Origin of the sequence: Larkinella rosea (assembly GCF_003858635.1) — a bacterium.
Classification (GTDB): Bacteria; Bacteroidota; Bacteroidia; order Cytophagales; family Spirosomataceae; genus Larkinella; species Larkinella rosea.
This window is the reverse complement of record NZ_RQJO01000008.1, coordinates 621,174-639,859: the sequence shown is the minus strand read 5'-3', so window position 1 is coordinate 639,859 and position 18,686 is coordinate 621,174. Positions and strand designations below refer to the sequence as shown.

General features: G+C 49.9%; 20 protein-coding genes. 12 read left to right on the top strand and 8 right to left on the bottom strand.

The window, feature by feature from the left end; genetic code table 11:
• The first annotated feature begins 4 nt into the window (after positions 1-4).
• Positions 5-742 carry a LytR/AlgR family response regulator transcription factor gene (locus tag EHT25_RS11430; RefSeq protein ID WP_124874539.1) on the top strand — a complete coding sequence of 246 codons (738 nt, stop codon included), beginning with the start codon at positions 5-7 and terminating at the stop codon, positions 740-742.
• A 587-nt stretch (positions 743-1,329) separates the two neighbouring features.
• Positions 1,330-2,094, top strand: a complete 765-nt coding sequence (locus EHT25_RS11425; protein WP_124874537.1) for an SGNH/GDSL hydrolase family protein — start codon at positions 1,330-1,332, stop codon at positions 2,092-2,094.
• A gap of 15 nt (positions 2,095-2,109) precedes the next feature.
• On the opposite strand, the gene EHT25_RS11420 is transcribed toward EHT25_RS11425, so the two are convergent.
• Positions 2,110-2,556, bottom strand: coding sequence for a YdeI/OmpD-associated family protein (locus EHT25_RS11420; RefSeq protein WP_124874535.1), 447 nt, complete (start codon positions 2,554-2,556; stop codon positions 2,110-2,112).
• Between the two features lie 222 nt (positions 2,557-2,778).
• Here EHT25_RS11420 and EHT25_RS32970 point away from each other — a divergent pair, with 222 nt between their 5' ends.
• Positions 2,779-3,060, top strand: a complete 282-nt coding sequence (locus EHT25_RS32970) for a hypothetical protein (protein WP_124874533.1) — start codon at positions 2,779-2,781, stop codon at positions 3,058-3,060.
• On the top strand, positions 3,000-3,713 hold the full coding sequence (locus EHT25_RS11410) for a DUF5677 domain-containing protein (protein WP_221622283.1): 714 nt from the start codon (positions 3,000-3,002) through the stop codon (positions 3,711-3,713). The genes EHT25_RS32970 and EHT25_RS11410 overlap by 61 nt, the downstream gene beginning before the upstream one ends.
• Before the next feature lie 80 nt (positions 3,714-3,793).
• Here the strand turns inward: EHT25_RS11410 and EHT25_RS11405 are convergent, their stop codons facing one another.
• On the bottom strand, positions 3,794-4,408 hold the full coding sequence (locus tag EHT25_RS11405; RefSeq protein WP_124874529.1) for a Uma2 family endonuclease: 615 nt from the start codon (positions 4,406-4,408) through the stop codon (positions 3,794-3,796).
• 52 nt (positions 4,409-4,460) lie between these two features.
• Positions 4,461-5,369, bottom strand: a complete 909-nt coding sequence (locus tag EHT25_RS11400; protein ID WP_124874527.1) for a carboxypeptidase-like regulatory domain-containing protein — start codon at positions 5,367-5,369, stop codon at positions 4,461-4,463.
• A 106-nt stretch (positions 5,370-5,475) separates the two neighbouring features.
• On the opposite strand from EHT25_RS11400, the gene gcvT reads away from it, so the two are divergent.
• Together gcvT and EHT25_RS11390 are read left to right on the top strand one after the other, a co-directional pair.
• Positions 5,476-6,570: a glycine cleavage system aminomethyltransferase GcvT gene (gene gcvT, locus EHT25_RS11395; protein WP_124874525.1), complete on the top strand. Its 1,095-nt coding sequence runs from the start codon at positions 5,476-5,478 to the stop codon at positions 6,568-6,570.
• A 99-nt stretch (positions 6,571-6,669) separates the two neighbouring features.
• Positions 6,670-7,386 carry a 2-phosphosulfolactate phosphatase gene (locus tag EHT25_RS11390; RefSeq protein ID WP_124874523.1) on the top strand — a complete coding sequence of 239 codons (717 nt, stop codon included), beginning with the start codon at positions 6,670-6,672 and terminating at the stop codon, positions 7,384-7,386.
• Between the two features lie 120 nt (positions 7,387-7,506).
• On the opposite strand, the gene acpP is transcribed toward EHT25_RS11390, so the two are convergent.
• The 4 genes from acpP to EHT25_RS11370 all read right to left on the bottom strand — a co-directional run bounded on the left by acpP (position 7,507) and on the right by EHT25_RS11370 (position 11,909).
• Positions 7,507-7,746 (bottom strand): acyl carrier protein, encoded by a 240-nt coding sequence (acpP, locus tag EHT25_RS11385; RefSeq protein ID WP_124874521.1) that lies wholly within the window; start codon positions 7,744-7,746, stop codon positions 7,507-7,509.
• A 145-nt stretch (positions 7,747-7,891) separates the two neighbouring features.
• Positions 7,892-9,190, bottom strand: a complete 1,299-nt coding sequence (locus tag EHT25_RS11380; protein ID WP_124874519.1) for a TolC family protein — start codon at positions 9,188-9,190, stop codon at positions 7,892-7,894.
• Positions 9,191-9,243: 53 nt separating this feature from the next.
• Positions 9,244-10,821, bottom strand: a complete 1,578-nt coding sequence (locus EHT25_RS11375) for a DHA2 family efflux MFS transporter permease subunit (protein ID WP_124874517.1) — start codon at positions 10,819-10,821, stop codon at positions 9,244-9,246.
• A gap of 2 nt (positions 10,822-10,823) precedes the next feature.
• Positions 10,824-11,909, bottom strand: a complete 1,086-nt coding sequence (locus EHT25_RS11370; protein WP_124874515.1) for an HlyD family secretion protein — start codon at positions 11,907-11,909, stop codon at positions 10,824-10,826.
• A gap of 312 nt (positions 11,910-12,221) precedes the next feature.
• Between EHT25_RS11370 and EHT25_RS11365 the strand changes: the two genes are divergently transcribed.
• From EHT25_RS11365 to EHT25_RS11355, 3 genes are all read left to right on the top strand, one after another.
• Positions 12,222-12,647, top strand: a complete 426-nt coding sequence (locus tag EHT25_RS11365) for a MarR family winged helix-turn-helix transcriptional regulator (protein WP_229311499.1) — start codon at positions 12,222-12,224, stop codon at positions 12,645-12,647.
• A 78-nt stretch (positions 12,648-12,725) separates the two neighbouring features.
• Positions 12,726-14,081, top strand: a complete 1,356-nt coding sequence (locus EHT25_RS11360) for an NAD-dependent succinate-semialdehyde dehydrogenase (protein WP_124874511.1) — start codon at positions 12,726-12,728, stop codon at positions 14,079-14,081.
• A gap of 82 nt (positions 14,082-14,163) precedes the next feature.
• A complete protein-coding gene (locus EHT25_RS11355) occupies positions 14,164-14,466 on the top strand; it encodes a hypothetical protein (RefSeq protein ID WP_124874509.1) in 303 nt (100 codons plus the stop codon).
• A 183-nt stretch (positions 14,467-14,649) separates the two neighbouring features.
• Here the strand turns inward: EHT25_RS11355 and EHT25_RS11350 are convergent, their stop codons facing one another.
• Entirely contained in the window at positions 14,650-15,201 is a 552-nt protein-coding gene (locus EHT25_RS11350) for a hypothetical protein (RefSeq protein ID WP_124874507.1), read from the bottom strand.
• Positions 15,202-15,407: 206 nt separating this feature from the next.
• Here EHT25_RS11350 and EHT25_RS11345 point away from each other — a divergent pair, with 206 nt between their 5' ends.
• The 3 genes from EHT25_RS11345 (at position 15,408) to EHT25_RS11335 (ending at position 18,614) form a co-directional block, all read left to right on the top strand.
• Positions 15,408-16,079: a hypothetical protein gene (locus EHT25_RS11345; protein ID WP_124874505.1), complete on the top strand. Its 672-nt coding sequence runs from the start codon at positions 15,408-15,410 to the stop codon at positions 16,077-16,079.
• A 168-nt stretch (positions 16,080-16,247) separates the two neighbouring features.
• Positions 16,248-16,652 (top strand): VOC family protein, encoded by a 405-nt coding sequence (locus EHT25_RS11340; RefSeq protein WP_124874503.1) that lies wholly within the window; start codon positions 16,248-16,250, stop codon positions 16,650-16,652.
• A gap of 444 nt (positions 16,653-17,096) precedes the next feature.
• Positions 17,097-18,614: a serine hydrolase gene (locus EHT25_RS11335; RefSeq protein ID WP_310588747.1), complete on the top strand. Its 1,518-nt coding sequence runs from the start codon at positions 17,097-17,099 to the stop codon at positions 18,612-18,614.
• Positions 18,615-18,686: the final 72 nt, after the last annotated feature.

The following is an 18,686-nucleotide window of genomic DNA, read 5'->3' as shown; positions in this document are numbered from 1 at the left end:
TCCTATGATTAAAGCCGTCATCATCGACGATGAAGCCCACTGCCGGGAAACACTTTCCATGCAGCTTGCAAAATATTGCCCTGAAATTCAGGTGGTTGCGCAGTTTCGATCCGCTACGGAAGGATTGCGGTTTTTGGTGGAACAAGCCCCGGATGTGTTGTTTCTGGATGTTGAGATGCCGGTGATGAACGGTTTTGAATTGCTGGAACAATTGACGGCCATTCCGTTCGATGTCATTTTCACGACGGGCTACGATTCGTACGCCATCAAAGCCATTCGGTTTAGCGCGCTGGATTATTTGCTCAAACCGATCGATAAAGATGATCTGCGGAAAGCCGTCGCCAAAATTAAACGACCGTCGGAACAGCAGATGGCCCAGCAGATCGAACTGCTGTTACAGAAACTGGATACAAAAAAAGTCCTGCAAAAAATTGCGCTGCCCACCAACCAGGGTTTCGAAATGGTGCCGATCGAAGCAATTATCCGCTGCGAAGCCGACAACAACTACACGCACGTGCTGCTGAAAGCCGGCAAGCCGTTGCTGGTGTCGCGCACGCTGAAAGAAATTGAAGAACTGCTCGATGGCAGCTCGTTTCTGCGGGTGCACCAGTCCCACCTGATCAATCTGAATGAAATTCTGCGCTACATCCGGGGCGAGGGCGGCTACGTGGTGATGAGCGATAATTCGTCGGTGCCCGTCTCGCGCAGCCGCAAGGAAGTTCTGTTGAACGTCTTTAACTAGCGTTTTATTCCACCCACCCTATTCCGCCGGTTACTCACCGAAAACCGCCGAATACTCGGTGGCAGTAGGAGTGTGTGCGGGGTTCCCGTATTTTATTGCCCGCGGATACAAATCCGTTCATTGACTCACCTAATTCCGGCATTTTTGCGGCCATCCTAATGACTGAACGACAAAATATAAAAGCATTTTTTTCGGACGATACTCGGAAGCTCGTTCGGGTACAAATCGTTGAAAAAATGGCCGGTATTCCGGTCAAAACACTGGTCCACTTCCTGAAATCCCGGAGAGGGTTAAAGGATGATCATTTAGTGAAAATTGTTCCGGTTTTGGAAAAAGTTGGTTATCAATCGGTTCATAGCATCAGCTAGTGTTCCAGGCGGTTTTTTGATGAATTTTCCGAAACCGTTCAACCGGTTCGGCCAGGTAGGCGACCGAACCGGTTGAGCGGGAAGTTTGCCCACCAATTCTCCGGCATACGTCCCAACGCTCGCATCTTTAATCATTCTTTCATCTCCCCGTTGCAACGCTAAATCGGCGGATTGCGTAAGGTTCAGAAAAGAGATACAACCTGACTACGGTATTGAACGATGCGAATGCTGGTAATCGGCGGCTGCCATACTTATGGCTATGGGTTACGCCCCGGAAAAAGTTTTGTGGAGCAATTTGGCCGACGGCTGCAACAAGTCGGCGAGCAGGTCAACATTGATTATTTCACGCCCTTCGACCTGCCCCTGGCCGGTTCGCTGGTGCGCCAGCTGGACTTGGATTCGTACGAGCTGATTGTGTTGCAACTGGGCAATTATCGTCTTCAGCACCCGTCGGCGTTTACGAACCTGCTCAAAAAACACCAGCACACTATCCTACAACCGCGTGCGGGCCAGCCGCCCAAACCGGCCAGTCTGGAAGCGCTGCGGAGCCATTCGCACGTTCCTTTTCCCGACCGGCCTTCGATGCTGAAACAGATCAAAAGCGTGGTTAAATTACTGACCTTGAAGGTGATGGCGCAGGTTGGGCAGGTCGGCCGGTTAACCGAAATGCAGCAGCAACTGGCTGATTTACTGCACTACCTGCAACCCCACCGTCGGAAAGTCGTTCTGTTAACGCCCTTTCCGCACCTCGATATGGTGAGCCGGTGGCTGCGGGAGCAGGGTCGTGCCTTGTTCCGGCAAATCGGCCAGCAGAAAGGCGTTCATGTGCTGGACACGCACCTTTACATCTGTCCGCAGAAACAGTATTTCATGACCGACGATTCCGGCCACCTGAACGCGATCGGTCACGAGTTAATTGGCCTGTATCTGTTTGATTTCTACCAGAATGAGCTGCGGGAGCGGCTGGCGGAAGCGGTTTTATAGCCCCGTAAAACCCGCTTAAACTTTTCCTTCCTGAAATAGTTGGATCGCTTTCACAATGCGCCCTTGCCGGGTCTCCTCGGTTTTGGCGTCTTCGATGCTCAGGATATGGCGTCGTTTGTTGCTGTACGACAGGCCCTCAAAAAACCGCTTCGCGTCGGCGTTTTCTTCCAAAGCACTTACAAAATCGGCCGGGAGTGCCACTTCGCGGGGTTCGGTATCGAGTTCCAGCTCCACTTCGATGACATCCCCGGCGGCTACGCCCGCGCCCGCCCGGTTTTCGGCACTGACGCCCAGCAAAAATTTGCCGCCCATGACGGCCACGCTACTCCGGTAGGTAAACCCGTTGATCGTCACCCGAACCGCGGGCTTCTTACTCGTTCCCAGACTGGCCACCACCTCCGGCGGCACCTCCACGCCCGTAGCGGTTTTTCCGTGGCTGAGCAGGGTTGTTTGGAATTTCATGGGAGTTGGGGTTGGTTACCGTGTGTTAAAGTTTACATAACAAAAGTAGTGGGGAAGGGTGAAATGGGACGGGTGTAAATGCGTCAAATTGAGGGGTGATTGCCGGCAAAAAATTATACTAATGAAATTTGGTTTTATTTGGAGAAGACTATAATTTGAAGAAATTATATTAGTTTGTGTAATCCTTCTCTGCATCAACTTACTTTTCCTAAGATAGAGTAAATGACAAAACCGATAGAAGATTTATTACCATTACCAATTGATCCCAAAGCGGATTCAATAATGAATTTATATTATAATGCACTCCATGAACTGGTCTGTTTTGGAACACACATTCTGGCGTGGCACCTTGAGGAAGGTAAAGGAAGACTAGAAGAACGAAACGAAATAGACTTAGCAGAAGCACTATTATTTAGATACATATTGGAGCTTATTGATGCAATATCTGTGCAAATAAAAATGGGATTATTGTTCCTTGTAAAGTACAGTTACGTGCCCTTTTAGAGACTTATTTTAGCTTAGAATATTTACTTGAAAAAGACAGAAAACGCCGTGCTGCATGCTTTTTGCTCGTTGATTATTACCGAAAACTAAATTATTACAAGCAACTAATTCCGAATACTATTGAAAATAAAAATTTACTAGAAGGTTTAAAAAAACATGGTTTTATAATATCCAACTTATCTCCTATTAAAGACATAATTCGTGCTTATAAAAATCAGGAATCACTTATTAATATGCCTCAATATAAAGAAGCTCGTATTGAGTACTTAAAACTAACCGGCAATAACACTAAAAACGCAGATATCAAGTGGTATTCGCTATTTGAGGGGCCAAAATCAGTAAAATGGCTGGCCATGAGAATAAACCGGTTTGATCTACATGAGTTTTATTACAAGATTTGGTCTAATCAGACACATGGTACCGATCTTTCAACCAAAGTTCTAATAAGTGGTGATGATGGTAATGGAGCAGTCGTGCAATTAAGAAATATGGAAGAAGCTCAATCGATCGCCGAATTAACTATTATGTTCAGTCTCGTAATTTTCAATTTAATGATGAGTAAAACCATATCTATGCACAAAAAAGAGTATGCAGAATGGTTTTTATGGTATCGAGATAAGCACAGAAACCCTATAGCCCAACCAATTAAATAGAAATATTTCTATTTAATTTAAATCATAAAAATTTGCTTTTATTGGATATTTAACCGGGGTATAAATTTAAAAATTTACTATCAAAACGAAATCCCCTCTTCCCGTAACAACTCCGCCAGATTCAGCGTGCAATCTTCCAAAACCGTCACATTATCGGCCCAGGTTTGCGTAATCCAGGGTTCGTTACGTCCGGCTACGAATACTTTCCGGGCTGCGGAGGTGATCCAGATCACTCGTTCGACGCCGAAGGCCAGCAGTTTATCGGTTTTGTCCCAGATGTAATCCTGGTCACCGGCGGCATACTCTTCTACGTCCACTTTGATGTCAAATTCAATCACCACTTTGGGCGGTATTTTGAAATACTTTCCGTGCAATTCTGTAATTGTACTGCGGTCGAAAATCGCAATATCGTTAGCGGTTCGGCCTAGGTTCGGCATAAGTAACCCCACTTCGTTGGTGGTCAGTAAATAAGCTTTCCGGTTGATGTGGGTATATAAATGGCCCAACAGAGCCGCCACGACCGCTCCCTGAATATCGCTGCAACCCATAATTTCTTCCGGTGTTTTGCGTCCCGCCAGCACCTCTTTGTATCCTTTGTAATACAAGGTGCGTCGGCCCAATTTCTCATAAACCAGGTAATCGGGCACTTTCGGATTTCGGCGTTTGATCTGCTCTTTAATGACAATCGTTCCCATTGTTGAGTCTGCGTTAACAAAGCCAAGATACGAAATCCTGGTCAGGTAGTCATTACTCCAGCGCAATCTTCGCCTGAATCACCGGGTGTTCGCCCAGGCCGACGCGCGAAAGGGGCGCGTTGCGTCGCCAGGTTCCGCCGTTGATGCGCTCCCAGTAGGTCGCCGTGCGGAGTTCGCGGTTGAACGCCAGGTATTGCCCGAAACACTCCCGCGCATTTTTCTGACCGTCCGGCATTTTAAACGAGGTCGCAAATTTGTACCGGGCTTCGTCGGTCGGAAGCCATTCCATGGCAATGAATAAGCCTTCTTTCGGAAACGCAATCTGGTAGCGCGACAGATCGACTTCGCACCAGGTATTGCCCCGGCGGGCGGACGTTACCACGCTCTGCGGCAGCAGATCCGCGCCTGGCTCACCGTCCGTGATGGCATATACGCGCACCCGAAATGGCGCCGTCGGCATGCCCCCGCGCGCAATCAGGTACGAAACCCGGTGCAAATACCCCTGAATCCCGTTGGTGTTGCGGACGTGCAGCGCAAACTCAATGTTCCGACCCGAGCAATTTCCCCAGACAATCGGCGCCCGCTTCCGCGTGGCCCCCACCGTCGCAAGGCGCGGTTTTCGGCCCCGAACCACAATTTCGGTCAGGACATTGGGCTTCGCACGCAGTCGGTACGCCGTGGATTCAGACAATCCGGCCAGCGGCAACAGCAGAGTCTCAAAGCCGACGCAGCTAATCAGCAGCGTATCGATGCCCGCCGGAATCGTGGCGGTAAACCGGCCCTGCGCATCGGCGTAGGTCCCAAACCGGTGTTGCGGTTCGGTGATGAGCGCGTAGGCAACCGGCTGCCCATCGGTTTCGATCAGCACCTGGCCTTTCAGAGTCGTTTGAGCAAACACATAAAAAGAAGTAAATAAAAAGACAATCAGAAACAGAAACCGGCAGCGGGCGTTTGTATACATGGAAAACCGTCAACAATTCGGTAGTTTTGTGATTCGGGTTCAAAGATAAGGCGCGCGATCGATGCGTGGAACCGGAATCCGACTGCATTTTCACTTCTTCCGTTTTATGGAATTAAAGCACGTACCGCTCGAACGCCTTCACGAACAACTCGGGGCAAAAATGGTGCCGTTTGCTGGTTTTCTGATGCCAGTGCGGTATTCGTCCGACATTGAAGAACACCAGACCGTCCGCAACGGCGTCGGCGTTTTCGATGTATCGCACATGGGCGAGTTCATTCTGAAAGGCGAAAAAGCCCTGGATCTGATTCAGAAAGTGTCGGCCAACGATGCCTCGCTGCTCTACGACGGCAAGGTGCAATACAGCTACCTGCCGAACGATCAGGGTGGCGTCGTCGACGATCTGCTTGTTTATCAGATCAGCCCCATCGAATACTTGCTGGTGGTCAACGCGTCGAACATCGAAAAAGACTGGAACTGGATTCAGAGTCAGAACGATTTCGGCGACGGGCTGGAGATGGTCAATATATCGGACGGCACCTGTCTATTTGCGGTTCAGGGCCCGCTGGCGGCTCAGGCGCTGCAACCGCTGACAAATGTTCTGCTGGATTCCATGTCGTATTATACGTTCGAAAAAGCGGATTTTGCCGGTTTTCCGAATGTCATTATTTCGGCAACGGGCTACACCGGTGCGGGCGGTTTTGAAATTTACGTCGCCAACGAACAGGCCGAATCCGTCTGGAAAGCGATTTTCGAAGCCGGTGCGCCATACGGCATCAAACCCATCGGTCTGGGTGCGCGCGATACGCTGCGGCTCGAGATGGGGTACTGTCTCTACGGCAACGACGTGGACGATACGGTTTCGCCCCTGGAAGCCGGGTTAGGCTGGGTAACGAAGTTCACCAAACCGTTTGTCAATTCCGACAACCTGCAACACCAGAAAAAAGAAGGGCTGAAACGTAAACTCGTCGGGTTTGAGCTCATCGACCGGGGCATTCCGCGTAGTCATTACGAACTCTGCGACGCCGACGGCAACCGGATCGGCGAAGTTACCTCCGGCACGCAATCGCCCACGCTCGGCAAAGGCATCGGCATGGGCTATGTGCCGACCGAATACAGCAAACCGGGTTCCGAACTATTCGTCAAAGTCCGCGACCGGCTGCTGAAGGCGCAGGTTGTGAAATTACCTTTTGTGAAGAATTAAAGGCCGTTTACAGTAGTCGGTTTACGGTGGCTAACGCGTTCTTTTTAGCTTGCGTCAGCTCCCGTAAACCGAATACCGTAAACATTAAAAATCGTTCCCTTGAAAACCATCGACGTCTGCCTGACTCCTGATTTACTCCACCTTCATACCGATTCCCTCGAAAATTCCATTGTGGTCGTTGCCGACGTCTTCCGGGCCACCTCGTGCATGGTGACGGCTTTCGCCCACGGCGTCAACAGCATCACGCCCGTCGCGACGATCGAGGAATGCAGCCAGCTGCAGAGCCGGGGTTATCTGGCGGCCGCCGAACGCAACGCCCAAAAAGTAGAAGGGTTTGATCTGGACAACTCGCCGTTCAGCTACATGGACGAGCGGCTCATTGGTGCCAACATTGCCATGACCACCACCAACGGAACCTACGCCATCACCCGCTCGCGGAACGCTGTGAAAGTGCTGGTCGGGTCGTTTCTGAATCTGGAAGCGGTGGTACGGTTTTTACAGGGGGAGCGCTACGATGTGTTGATTTTGTGCGCGGGCTGGAAAGGGCGCGTCAACCTGGAGGATACCCTGTTTGCCGGTGCACTGATCGAGCGGCTCAAAGACGAATACATGATTCCGGAAGACAGTGGTTTGATGGCGTGGCGGCTCTATGCCCAGGCCAAAAACGATCTGCCCGCTTACCTGGCTCCTTCCTCCCACGTCCGGCGGCTTCACCGGCTGAGCATTCACAAAGACATTATTTACTGTTTGCAGCACGACCTATACGACGTCATTCCGGTTTTACGCGGGAGTGCACTGGTGAGTATGGAGGTGTAGAAAGAAGGGCAGTAAATGGAATCGGCGCTCTGTTATCAACAGACGTAAAAAGAAAAACCGGAATGCTGGCCTGTTGAGGTTGCATTCCGGTTTTTATAAAACCGTATTTCCGGAATTGGATCAGTCCTGCAGGGCGACGTGTTGTTCGGTCTGCAAATAATCGACAACGCCCTGAAAAGTAGTTAATTTCGAGTAATCTTCGTCGGGAATCCGAACGCCGAATTCCTGCTCCAGCTGCATAATTAAATCAACCGTATCCAGGCTATCAAGACCCAGGTCGCGCGTAAAGTGAACGGTAGGGTGAATGGCCGATTCCTTAATGCCGAAATTCTTGAGGATGTTAGTGACGCGATCTTTCATAGTGGTATACTGTTTTCAGGTTGTCTAGTTGTGCAGACGAGCATCTGCCGGTGTGTGAGAGCGGTTATCCGTGACGGAACCACGTTCAAAGAACCGTCGGTTTTCTTTTTTAGTTTACCAGACAATGAACTTTTCGTTCCGTTCATCACAAATTTTCGCCCAACAGGCGCTTGTACTCTAACTGATTGAGTAAAAGCTGGTATTGATAATTCAATCGGGCCAATTCCGCTTCTTCAATACCGGTTTCGGCACTCTGCAATTCAACCGGTGTAATCACGCCGGACCGCAACCGGATCTGGGCAATTTCCAGGGCTTTGCGGGCCTGTAACACCTGCGTTTCCAGGTTCTGCAACCGCTGCTGATTACTCCGGATATCGGCGTTCAGCTGTTCCAGATTCTGCCGCAGCTGCGCATTGGCATTTTCCACCGCGTACCGACTCGCATCCAGGTTCAGACGGGCCGCCTGGTTTTGCAGGCTGTACCGCTTTCCCGAATAAATCGGCACGCTCAGGCTCACCCCGGCGGCTACGTTAAACCGCATCGCGGCAATATCCGGCAAGTATCCGTTTTTGAAACCTGCCGAACCGTTAAAACTCAGGTTGGGTCGTCCGCTGCGTTCATTGGCCAACACATCGGTTTGGGCCACCCGAACCCGGTCTTGCGCTAGTTGTACTTCTTTGTTATTGGTTTGAGCCGTTTGCAGGCTTCCTTCCAGTGTGAATGGCTGAACCTGTGCCTCAAACTGGGCGGCAGCAGGACTGATGGCCGGATTTGGATCGCCGGTCAGATACGTCAATAACGCCCGTTGCCGCTCCAGATTGTTCTGCAAATCAATTTTTCGATTCTGGGCGGTTTTCAACCGAACCTGCTGGGTCAGCAGATCGTATTGCAGAGCCTCGCCGTTCTGTAACCGATTGGCAAATATCTGAATGTTGCCCTGCGCCACTTTGATCACCGAATCCTGCACGACAATGCTTTTTTGCAGGAAACCGATGCCGTAATAGGCTGCCGCCACCTGATAACCCAGGGTTTGCCGCGTCAATTCAATATTCCGGCTCAACAACTGAACCTGATCAGCCGCCTGCCGGATGCTGGCGTCCGTCCGTCCAAAATCATAAATCGTTTGCCCCACGCCAATGTTGGCGTTCATGTTGTGATTCGGCTGAAACTGAATGGTTTGGTCGTTCCCGTTGACCGGCAAGGTGGCTTTGGCAACGGGCGTGACGTATTGATACGTTCCATTGCCGGTAATGTTCGGCTGGTAAGCTGCGCGGGCAATATCGACCCGTACCTCACCCGCCCGGAGGAGCTGTTGCTGTTCTTTCAGGCGCGGATAGTTGGTATTGGCCTGATTGATCAACCCGCGCAGGTCGTCCGGAATCGACTGGGCCTGCGCGGTTGTGGTAATCAGCAGCGTGATAAAAAAGAGATTGAATGGTTTCATTTTCGTTCAGTAAGAGGTTGTGGATAAGCCACATCCCTGATTTTTATTTTTGATTAATGGGCCGCATCAGCGGCTGCTTTGGCGGCTGCCGGGTCCATTTTCTTGTTTTGCATTAAGAACAGCAGCGGCAAGGTCACCACGAAAAAGAGACCAGCGAGTCGGAAGGTATCGAGGTACGAAATCATCAGCGCCTGTTTGGAAATAATGGCATCGAGGTTCCGGTAAGCCCCCGTGACCGAATCGAGCGCGTTGACGCCCCGAGCCGCCAGACTTTGCGCCATCGCATTCAGTCGGTCGGTGGTCAGCGCGTCGCCGGGTTGCAAATTCGAAACCAGATCGCTGCGGTGAACGGCGCTACGTTGGGCAATGTACGTATTCGTAATCGCCACGCCGAAAGCCCCGCCCAACTGCCTGACCATATTGGTGAACGCAATACCGGTCGGCAGTTCCTGCGGTTTCAGCGTTGAAATCGACTGATTGATCAGGGGCGCATTGATCATCGCCAGACCCATCCCGCGCACCAGCAGCGCCCACGTAAAATCGCGTTCGCCAGCGTCGGCGTTGAGGTTCGACATCATGAAACAGAACAGAATGAACGCCAGGTAGCCGAGAACCGCGAAAATCCGGGGAGAAACACCGCTCGCCATCGATCGCCCGACCACCGGAAACATGATCAGCGCAACCGCCCCGCCCGGAATCAAGATGTTACCGGTTTTGGTTGCCGTGTAGCCGACAATGCGCTGGGCAAAGAGCGGAAACAGCAGAATGGAAGTGAATAAACCGTAACCGATAATAAACACCAGAATGGAACCAATGGCCAGGTTGCGGTTTCGCCCGACGACCCGCAGATCCATCACCGGACTCTTCGTTTTCAACTCCCACCAGAGAAACAGCGGAATGGCAATGGCTGCCACAATGGTCAGGTACAGAATCGTATGATCGTCGAACCAGTCGTCGGCTTCACCGCGTTCCAGTACGTACTGCAAACTGCCCACGCCCACGGCCAGCAGCAGAATGCCGATCTGGTCGATGTGAATCTTGCTGCGGTCGATATTGAACTCGTAGGGTTGTTTCTCGACAAACGTCGTACAGAGAAAAACCGCCAGAATCCCGATCGGAACGTTGATGAAAAACATCCAGCTCCAGTGGTAATTGTCGATGATGTACCCTCCCAATGTCGGTCCGAGCGTCGGGCCCATCACAATGCCCATCCCGAACAGCGCGGAAGCAATGGCGCGCTGACTTGGCGGAAACGCATCGTACATGATACCCTGCGAAGTCGACAGCAAAGCGCCCCCGCCAATGCCCTGCAAAAACCGGAAAGCCACCAGCATCCACAGATTATCGGCAATCCCGCATAAATAGGAGGCTACCGTGAAAAGAATAATGGAACCGATGTAATACGTCTTCCGGCCAAAGTAGTTCTGCAAAAAACCGGTCATCGGAATGATGATCACGTTGGCGATGGCGTAGGACGTTACGACCCACGAAATGTCTTCGATCGTTACCCCGAGATTCCCAGCCATCTGGGTCAAACCGACGTTCACAATGGACGTGTCGATCAGTTCCAGAATAGCTGCCGAAACGGTGGTAATGACGACAATCCATCGTTTAAATCCTGATGCTGCCATACTTACTGAACTTTTACGGCGATGTCCGTGCTCAAACCGGCACGCAGCAGGCCTTTGTATTTCTCCGGATTCTCAATCTCAATTTTTACCGGAACCCGTTGGGTTACTTTCACGAAGTTGCCGGAAGCGTTGTCGGCGGGCAGCAGGGCAAACTTGGCCCCCGTGGCTTCCGAGAGCGACACCACCTTGCCTTTCACCTCCAGATCCGGGTAGGCATCGACCTTCACGTCCACCGGTTGGCCAACGCGCATGTGCTCCAGCTGGGTTTCCTTGAAGTTGGCCACGACCCAGAACGTTGAGTCGTTGACAATCGTGAACAGGTTCTGGCCGGGTTGTACGTATTGCCCCACGACGATGCCCCTTTTGCCAATTTTACCGGTAATCGGCGCCGTAATTTTGGCGTATCCCAACCGGAGTTTGGCGTTGTCGATGGCGGCCTGTTTCACTTTCAGGAGCGCCTGCGCTTTCAGGATATTGGCCTGGGCTTTCGCGATGGCGGCCTGAGCCACGGCTTCCGAGGTTTTGGCCAGACCGATCTGCTGCACATTCGCTTCGTATTGCCGGTTTTGAACTTCGGCGTTATTGCGCGAATCCTCGAGTTGTTTTTGCGTTAATGACTGGCCTTTGTAAAGATTTTCGTCGCGCTTGAGGTCGTTGGCAGCTTTCGTGACGCGCGATTGCTGAACGTCGGCGTTCGACTGGGTCACTTTCAGATTCTGTTGCACATTGCGGTAGCTGGCCTGCGCATTTTGCAAATCCGCCCGGGCGGTCTGGATGTCGGCCAGTGTTTGCTGGTAATCGGCTTCGGCCTGTTGCAAAGCCACTTCGTATTCCTGCGGATCAACGGTGATCAGTTCCTGGCCCCGTTTCACGGTGGCGTAATCTTCGACGGAAACCTGCTGCACGTAACCGGCTACGCGCGCCAGAACCGGAGCCGTGCTCCCTTCAATTTGTGCGTTATCGGTGGTTTCGTAGTGTTGATTATAGCGGTATGATTGAAATCCGTAAAATGCAGCCGCCACCACAACGACCAGCACGATCAGACGCGGAAGGTACTTTTTGACGGGTGTGGGTTTTTCTGTTGCCATTGTTGTAAAAAGTTTAATAGACTTGTTTTAGTAAACCTGGTTGACTATTTTTGTGCAAAAGTAGGCCGAGGCAGTTTGATAGTCAACTTAATTGACTATTATTTTTAGTACTTTAACGTGATTTTAATGTTGGCCCGGGCAGTCTGGTTTAAATCCCAAATTGTCATCGCATTGTGAAAATTTTGTAACTTGCCGGACCAGTAACGACTACATACCAGGATGGAAACCGAGGTGTTAACGGCCGAAAAGCCGTTTGATTTTCAGTTTTTTTACAGAATACGTGAGCGGACTCTGGGCCGTGTCATGTCGAAAATGAAGCGTTTTTTGGGCCGTTACATCGAACAGCGGCTTATTGAGTTAGGCTTTACGGATTTCAAAGCGAGTTACATTGCTTTTCTGGGAAATCTGGAAGAACACGGCATTACGAACAATGAATTGGCGAAACGGGCGGGCGTTACCAAGCAGGCGATGAGTAAAATCGTGAAGCTGCTGGAAGACGACGGTTACATTTATACCGTAAAAAGTGAGCGGGATTCCCGGTCGAGCCAGATTTTTATCAATGAACGGGGAAAACAGCTCATGGTAGCGGTTTATAATTGCACGGAAGAAATTCGGGATAAATTTCACCGCATTGCCGGTTACGAACAGGTTGAGCAAATGATCGATACGATGGTATTGCTGGTGCGGGAAATCGAAAAAGACACCGGCCCGCTGACGGGTATTCACTGCTCATCCTAGCCTTTTGGATAACACTATTTACCCCAATTGATCAATCGGTTGGGGTATTTTTTTGTTTAGGAATAAAACCGCAACCCGATGAACTTTACATCCGTTAATCCCTATACCCAGCAGAAAATTAATTCGTACCCGGCCCTGGGTGCGCAGGCTCTTGATCGGAAAATCCGACAGGCCGATCGCGCTTTTGCCGACTGGTCGGCCCTGTCGCTGGAAAACCGCAGCGGTTTTTTTCGGAAAGTGGCCGCTTACCTGCGCAGCGAAAAACAACGTTACGGTGAACTGATGACCGCCGAAATGGGCAAAACGCTCAAAGAGTCCATCGCCGAAGTGGAGAAGTGCGCCGTGGGCGTCGATTATTACATCGAACACGCCCCAACATTTCTGGCCGATCTGATGATTCCGACGGAAGCCAAAACGAGTTTTGTGGCCTACCAGCCGCTGGGTGCCGTGCTGGCGATCATGCCCTGGAATTTTCCGTTCTGGCAGGTGTTCCGATTTGCCGTTCCGTCGTTGCTGGCCGGAAATGTCGGTTTGCTGAAACATGCCGCCAACGTCAGCGGTTGTTCGCTGGCCATCGAGGAGATTTTCCGGGCCTGCGATTTTCCGACCGGCGTTTTCCAATCGCTGCTCATTGAATCGAAAACCGTGGAAACCGTTCTGAAAGATGCGCGCGTCAAAGCCGTGACGTTGACCGGGAGCGAAAAAGCCGGGGCCTCGGTGGCGTCGATTGCCGGAAGTCAGATCAAGAAATCGGTGCTGGAACTGGGCGGCAGCGATGCCCTGATTGTTCTGGCCGATGCTGATCTGGAAAAAGCCGCTAAAGTGGCCGTACAGTCGCGGATGCAGAACGCCGGGCAAAGCTGCATTGCCGCCAAGCGGTTTATCGTCGAAAAAGCGGTCAAAACAGAGTTTACGGATCGCGTTCTTCAGCACATTCAGGCCATCAAACAGGGAAACCCGATGGACGATACCACCACAATGGGGCCGGTGGCACGGATGGACCTGGCCGAAGCGATTGAACGCCAATGTGCCGAAACCGTTCGGCAGGGCGCGCGGGTTCTGCACAGTGGAAACCGGGATGGTTGTAATATTCAACCAATTTTACTGGATAAAGTAAAACCGGGGATGAGCGGTTTTGACGAGGAAACCTTTGGACCACTGGCGGTTATCGTCGAAGCGAAAGACGAACAGGACGCGGTGAAGCTCGCCAATCAATCCAACTACGGTTTGGGATCAGCCCTCTGGACGAAGGATCTGGACCGGGCCGAGCGACTGGCGCGGCAGATTCAGGCCGGTTCGGTGTTCGTCAATTCGCTGATGCGCTCCGATCCGCGTGTGCCGTTCGGGGGAGTAAAACTGTCGGGTTTCGGCCGGGAATTGGCAGAAGTGGGAATGAAAGAATTTTTGAATATCAAAACCGTCTGGATGGAGTGAGTGGATGATCGGCTTTTTCGAAGATTATGGCAATTCCACCACTATTCTTTTTGTAATTCCCTGTAGATTAATACTTTAAATCATGAAGAAGATTCTATTTCCCAATCCGCCCGCCTATGCCCGAATAGCAATCGCCAGTTGCGCATCAATAGCCTTACTAATTTTAGCTTTAAACGTTGCAGTCATTTTAGGTGGAGCGGTGATTCATGGGTTTGGTTTTCTTTCCAGGTATTTAGACCCCCAATCACAACTGTCACTTTTAGGCGGTATCGTTAGCCTACAGAATTTTAAAGCCGCTTTTCTGTACGTAGTTGTTCTTATAATTGCCCTTGGTTTAATGGGTTATGACATCAAAAATATAAACCGAGTGTGGCGTGTTAGGTAATAGGTCTGTGAGATACAGACCATGGATTAGAAACCTTGGCCCCGTTGGAATTACTGACCATCGATTACAACTACCGGCAAGGGAACAATTTGAAGGCTTATGCATGGAAACTAGTGAAAAGCGACCGGTTACATGTGCTATTACGGGTCTGGCAGGTTAATGCCAATTGATTGACCAGCATCATCATTCCTCCTCAAGCATGTCACTGATAATGAGCCGGGCCAGCAAATAGCCGGAGATAAAGCCAAAGAGGGTGAAGAAAATAATGATGGCTGCGGAAATCGTGGTCGCTGATTCCGGGTTCGTATTTCTTTCAACTATCATTCCCTGACCCATCCGCCAGGCAACCCGGAGGGTAAAACCGGGAATTTCCTTAAGTTGAACCAATCCCGCACCCACAATGATTTTGGTTAACCAATCCGAAATTTGAAACAGGTTTGCGTTTTCTTTTAAGATTTTCTTTCGAACCGCTTTAACCGCGGATGCTTCATCTTTCGGCAAGGTTTCATCGGGGGCAGAAACACTCTGGGGCATTCCAAAAATCAGCCCGCCAAGCCCTCCTAAAGCGAAATAAGCAATAGCCCAAAGCAGCGCCAGCCCACGATGCACCACACCCTGACCAAAGACGAGGATAGAACAACTGAATCCGAGTCCGGCTAAAATCCAAAAAGAGATCCAGAAGTACTTTCGATTGACAATTTTTCCAATATCTGTTTTCTGCTCACCATTTGCCATGCTACTACTATACTGTTTTGAAATTCAGCACGAAGAAGCGAAAATTTGAAACCGGAGAATAGGGGATTTTTCCCCTATTTTTTGAATATATTCGGGCAGAATAGTATCCTCAGGCCAGGAATCTGCGTTCCTTAAGCCAGTTGAGTGACGCTGTATCAGAGCATTCGGAAAGGTAAAATACCAGTCTTTGAACGTATCAAATCCATATGGAAACCGAACTTATTTTTACCCAGTTTCAATCGCTTTATAGCGAAAAAGGATTGCCTGATTTGGGCAATCAGTTTGTCAAAGATGGTATTATAGACCCGGTTTTGTACTGCCAGCAATCCAAACGGATCCTGTTTATCGCCAAAGAACATAATTACCGCGAGCAGCACGATTACGTGAACAATCACGCCGATTACCGGGAATGGATCAAATCGGTAATGTACTTGGGTTTTGCCAACCGTTTGGGTGAATGGGCATACGGAATTCTGAACGATTTTCCGGAGGACATTGATCAGGTAAGCCACGATGACAAGCATACTGCCCTGAAGTCCGTTGCTTTCATCAATGTCAAGAAAGCCAGCGGAACGGCAACCGCCAATCCGCATCTGATTGGGAAGTACATTCTCGAAAGCCGTGATCTGCTGCGCCAACAAATCGAAGCAATTGCGCCGACAGTCATTGTCTGCTGTTTCCGGTATGATGATTACATCAATCACTTATTTGACCATAACCTGGTAAGAGCAGAATCCAATGCATACAGTGTGGGGAAATGGAACGGCATCGACATAATCAACTTCTGGCATCCCTCTTCCCGGAAGAGTAAACAATTTCTGTATGATCAGTTAAGGTTGGCCGTCAAAGCGACAAGAAAACCACTTCCGGTAAAATAATAGAACACTTTCAAAAACCGCATTAAAGGTGTTGAAATTAATTTTCGACATTAGTCCAAGGTCTGTGTCGGCACAGCCCTTTTTTCACCTATTCAAAACCGCTCCTGACATACAGCTGTCAGTGATCGCAGGTTACTTTGTATGATTCAACACAAACGTACATAGGTCATGAATTTTGTCTCCGTTCGCATTATTACCGCCGACATCAAGCCCCTGGTTCGCTTCTACGAGCAGGTCATTGGTAAGCCAATGACTCAGTATACCGACGATTTCGCCGAATTACATACCCCTTCGGCCACGTTAGCCATTGGGAGCACACGTACTTTGCAACTATTTGGAGGAGATGATGTAGCTAAAGCGGCCAGTAATCAATCCGCCATTATCGAATTCCGGGTAGATGATGTTGATAGTGCGTACCAACGATTAGCGGACTTTCTTGGGGAGATGATCGTTCAGCAGCCGACTACCATGCCTTGGGGAAACCGATCACTGCTGTTCCGAGATCCGGATGGTAATCTGGTAAACTTCTTTACGCCGGTGACCCCAGAAGCACTTAAAAAGTTTGATGAATAAGGTTCCTGATTTATCTGTTTGCGAAGTACCTTTAAACAGATACTAATACGAACACGCTTCCTTCCTCAGTGGGGAGGGAAGCGTGTTCGTATATGAAGAGTTTGTCAAGTAGGAGCCTCTTTCTATGGTTACACTGGCCTAGCATCATAAATAGAGGATTAAGTGAGTTTAAACTACTGCGTGCTGTCCGAAGAGATACACCTTTTGTCCATTATTGGACATCACTACACGATACCATTAAAGCACAAATAACTGATAATCAAACAGATAATAATAAATATTATTTATTGGCCTGACATTTGTTCTACAAAAGTTAAAGTATTCCTAACCCTCCACCATTTATGATCTAAAAAAGCATCAAGCTGTAAACATGCAGACCAGTATTGAACAGCAAAACCAAGTCAGCATTCCGCTTTCAGTAGTAATCACTTAGATTTTTAGTTTGTGAAAACCATTTATTCTCTTCTACTCATCGTAGCCTTTTTAGTGCAACCTGTTCTGTCAAACGCCCAGGACAGCAGAGCCCTTGACAGTTTGTTCCAGGTTTTGGATACAGCCCATGTTTTTAACGGGAATGTTCTCATGCGGGAAAAGGGGCAGACCACTTACCAATACTCCGCTGGCCTGGCCGATTTAAAGACGGGTAAAAGGCATTCGTTGCACTCCACTTTCCAGATTGGCTCCATCTCCAAGACGTTTACGGCCGTAGCGGTCATGCAGCTGATCCAGCAGCACAAACTGACCCTTCACGATCGTTACCAAACCTATTTCCCGGATTTTCCTTATCCCGAAATCCGGATTGACCACTTACTTTCGCATACCTCAGGTCTACCCGACAAGGAGGAATTATTTTTTCCACTGATTGATGAGGATTCAACCCGACAAATCAATAACCAGGATATTATCCCGACTTTAAAGCAATCTAAAAAAGCCCTGGCTTTCTTACCCGGCAGTCAATGGCGGTATTGCAATATCGGCTATGCTTTGCTGGCTACATTGGTCGAAAAAATAAGCGGTGAACGTTTTGGTGATTACCTGGCTCACCATATCTTCCGACCGGCGGGTATGCAACATAGCTATTTGCTGGGGAATAAGGCGGAAGATCCCAACTATACGACGGGTTACCTGGTTCGCCACCATTACCTGAACGATATGGAACCGATCAGCACCAGCCGGAAGGTCAGGCGCTGGACGTATAATCTGCGGGGACTTTATGGCCCCACCAATATTGTTAGCACAACCGGCGATTTAGCTAACTATGCGGTTGCTTTAGATCAGCACAAGTTACTCAGTAAGGGCATGCAGGATCTGGCTTTTACTCCTTATCAACTTACGGATGGTACGTTAGCCGCCCCGGGTGGTGAGTTTGGTGCGGCCAACTATGGGCTAGGTTGGTTTTTGCCGACTGCCACTCAATTGGGGCGAATCGTGATGCACACCGGCCGCGAACCGGGTTTCTTCACCTTCTTCTGGCATGATCAAACCCACCACCGGACCATCATCTTACTGGATAATGCGGAGAGCCCCGGTTTTGGTACAGCTTGTAAGCAAACGGTTAATCTGGCCTACCAAACGCCCTTTTTTCCGGCGGACGAACCCGGCAAGCGGTCGCTCTTCCTGCCTTTTGTGAGAACCCTGCTAAAAGATGGCCCCGATGCTGCTGCGACCTTGTTTAACCAACTTAAAGCCGACACCGCTCATTATTTTACCGAGGAGCGTGAATTGAACGAATTGGGCTTAGAACTGTTGACGGACCATCATGACTCGGCTGCGCTGGAGGTGCTCAAGCTAGCGACCTTGCTGTATCCACAGAGTTGGAATACCTATGATAGCTACGGAAAAGCCCTCCTGCAAAGTGGTCGGCGAAAAGATGCGATAACCATGTATCGTCAATCCGTTCAGATGTTCCCAGGTAATGTGCCGGGCCGGAAAATTTTGCAAGCATTGACAAACGATAAATGAAGACCGTTCTGGTTTTGTTGCCGCATGTCCAATCGGCTTATAACCCTAATCCGAGGTCTATGCATATTCTAC

What these genes read in the sequence shown, in the direction of transcription:
- EHT25_RS11370 (WP_124874515.1), bottom strand. Translation starts at nt 11,909, where the DNA reads ATGGCAACAGAAAAACCCACACCCGTCAAAAAGTACCTTCCGCGTCTG.
- acpP (WP_124874521.1), bottom strand. Translation starts at nt 7,746, where the DNA reads ATGAAAGATCGCGTCACTAACATCCTCAAGAATTTCGGCATTAAGGAA.
- EHT25_RS11375 (WP_124874517.1), bottom strand. Translation starts at nt 10,821, where the DNA reads ATGGCAGCATCAGGATTTAAACGATGGATTGTCGTCATTACCACCGTT.
- EHT25_RS11350 (WP_124874507.1), bottom strand. Translation starts at nt 15,201, where the DNA reads ATGGCAAATGGTGAGCAGAAAACAGATATTGGAAAAATTGTCAATCGA.
- EHT25_RS11380 (WP_124874519.1), bottom strand. Translation starts at nt 9,190, where the DNA reads ATGAAACCATTCAATCTCTTTTTTATCACGCTGCTGATTACCACAACC.
- EHT25_RS11425 (WP_124874537.1), top strand. Translation starts at nt 1,330, where the DNA reads ATGCGAATGCTGGTAATCGGCGGCTGCCATACTTATGGCTATGGGTTA.
- EHT25_RS11340 (WP_124874503.1), top strand. Translation starts at nt 16,248, where the DNA reads ATGAATTTTGTCTCCGTTCGCATTATTACCGCCGACATCAAGCCCCTG.
- EHT25_RS11400 (WP_124874527.1), bottom strand. Translation starts at nt 5,369, where the DNA reads ATGTATACAAACGCCCGCTGCCGGTTTCTGTTTCTGATTGTCTTTTTA.
- EHT25_RS32970 (WP_124874533.1), top strand. Translation starts at nt 2,779, where the DNA reads ATGACAAAACCGATAGAAGATTTATTACCATTACCAATTGATCCCAAA.
- EHT25_RS11405 (WP_124874529.1), bottom strand. Translation starts at nt 4,408, where the DNA reads ATGGGAACGATTGTCATTAAAGAGCAGATCAAACGCCGAAATCCGAAA.
- EHT25_RS11345 (WP_124874505.1), top strand. Translation starts at nt 15,408, where the DNA reads ATGGAAACCGAACTTATTTTTACCCAGTTTCAATCGCTTTATAGCGAA.
- EHT25_RS11420 (WP_124874535.1), bottom strand. Translation starts at nt 2,556, where the DNA reads ATGAAATTCCAAACAACCCTGCTCAGCCACGGAAAAACCGCTACGGGC.
- EHT25_RS11430 (WP_124874539.1), top strand. Translation starts at nt 5, where the DNA reads ATGATTAAAGCCGTCATCATCGACGATGAAGCCCACTGCCGGGAAACA.
- EHT25_RS11360 (WP_124874511.1), top strand. Translation starts at nt 12,726, where the DNA reads ATGAACTTTACATCCGTTAATCCCTATACCCAGCAGAAAATTAATTCG.
- gcvT (WP_124874525.1), top strand. Translation starts at nt 5,476, where the DNA reads ATGGAATTAAAGCACGTACCGCTCGAACGCCTTCACGAACAACTCGGG.
- EHT25_RS11365 (WP_229311499.1), top strand. Translation starts at nt 12,222, where the DNA reads ATGAAGCGTTTTTTGGGCCGTTACATCGAACAGCGGCTTATTGAGTTA.
- EHT25_RS11355 (WP_124874509.1), top strand. Translation starts at nt 14,164, where the DNA reads ATGAAGAAGATTCTATTTCCCAATCCGCCCGCCTATGCCCGAATAGCA.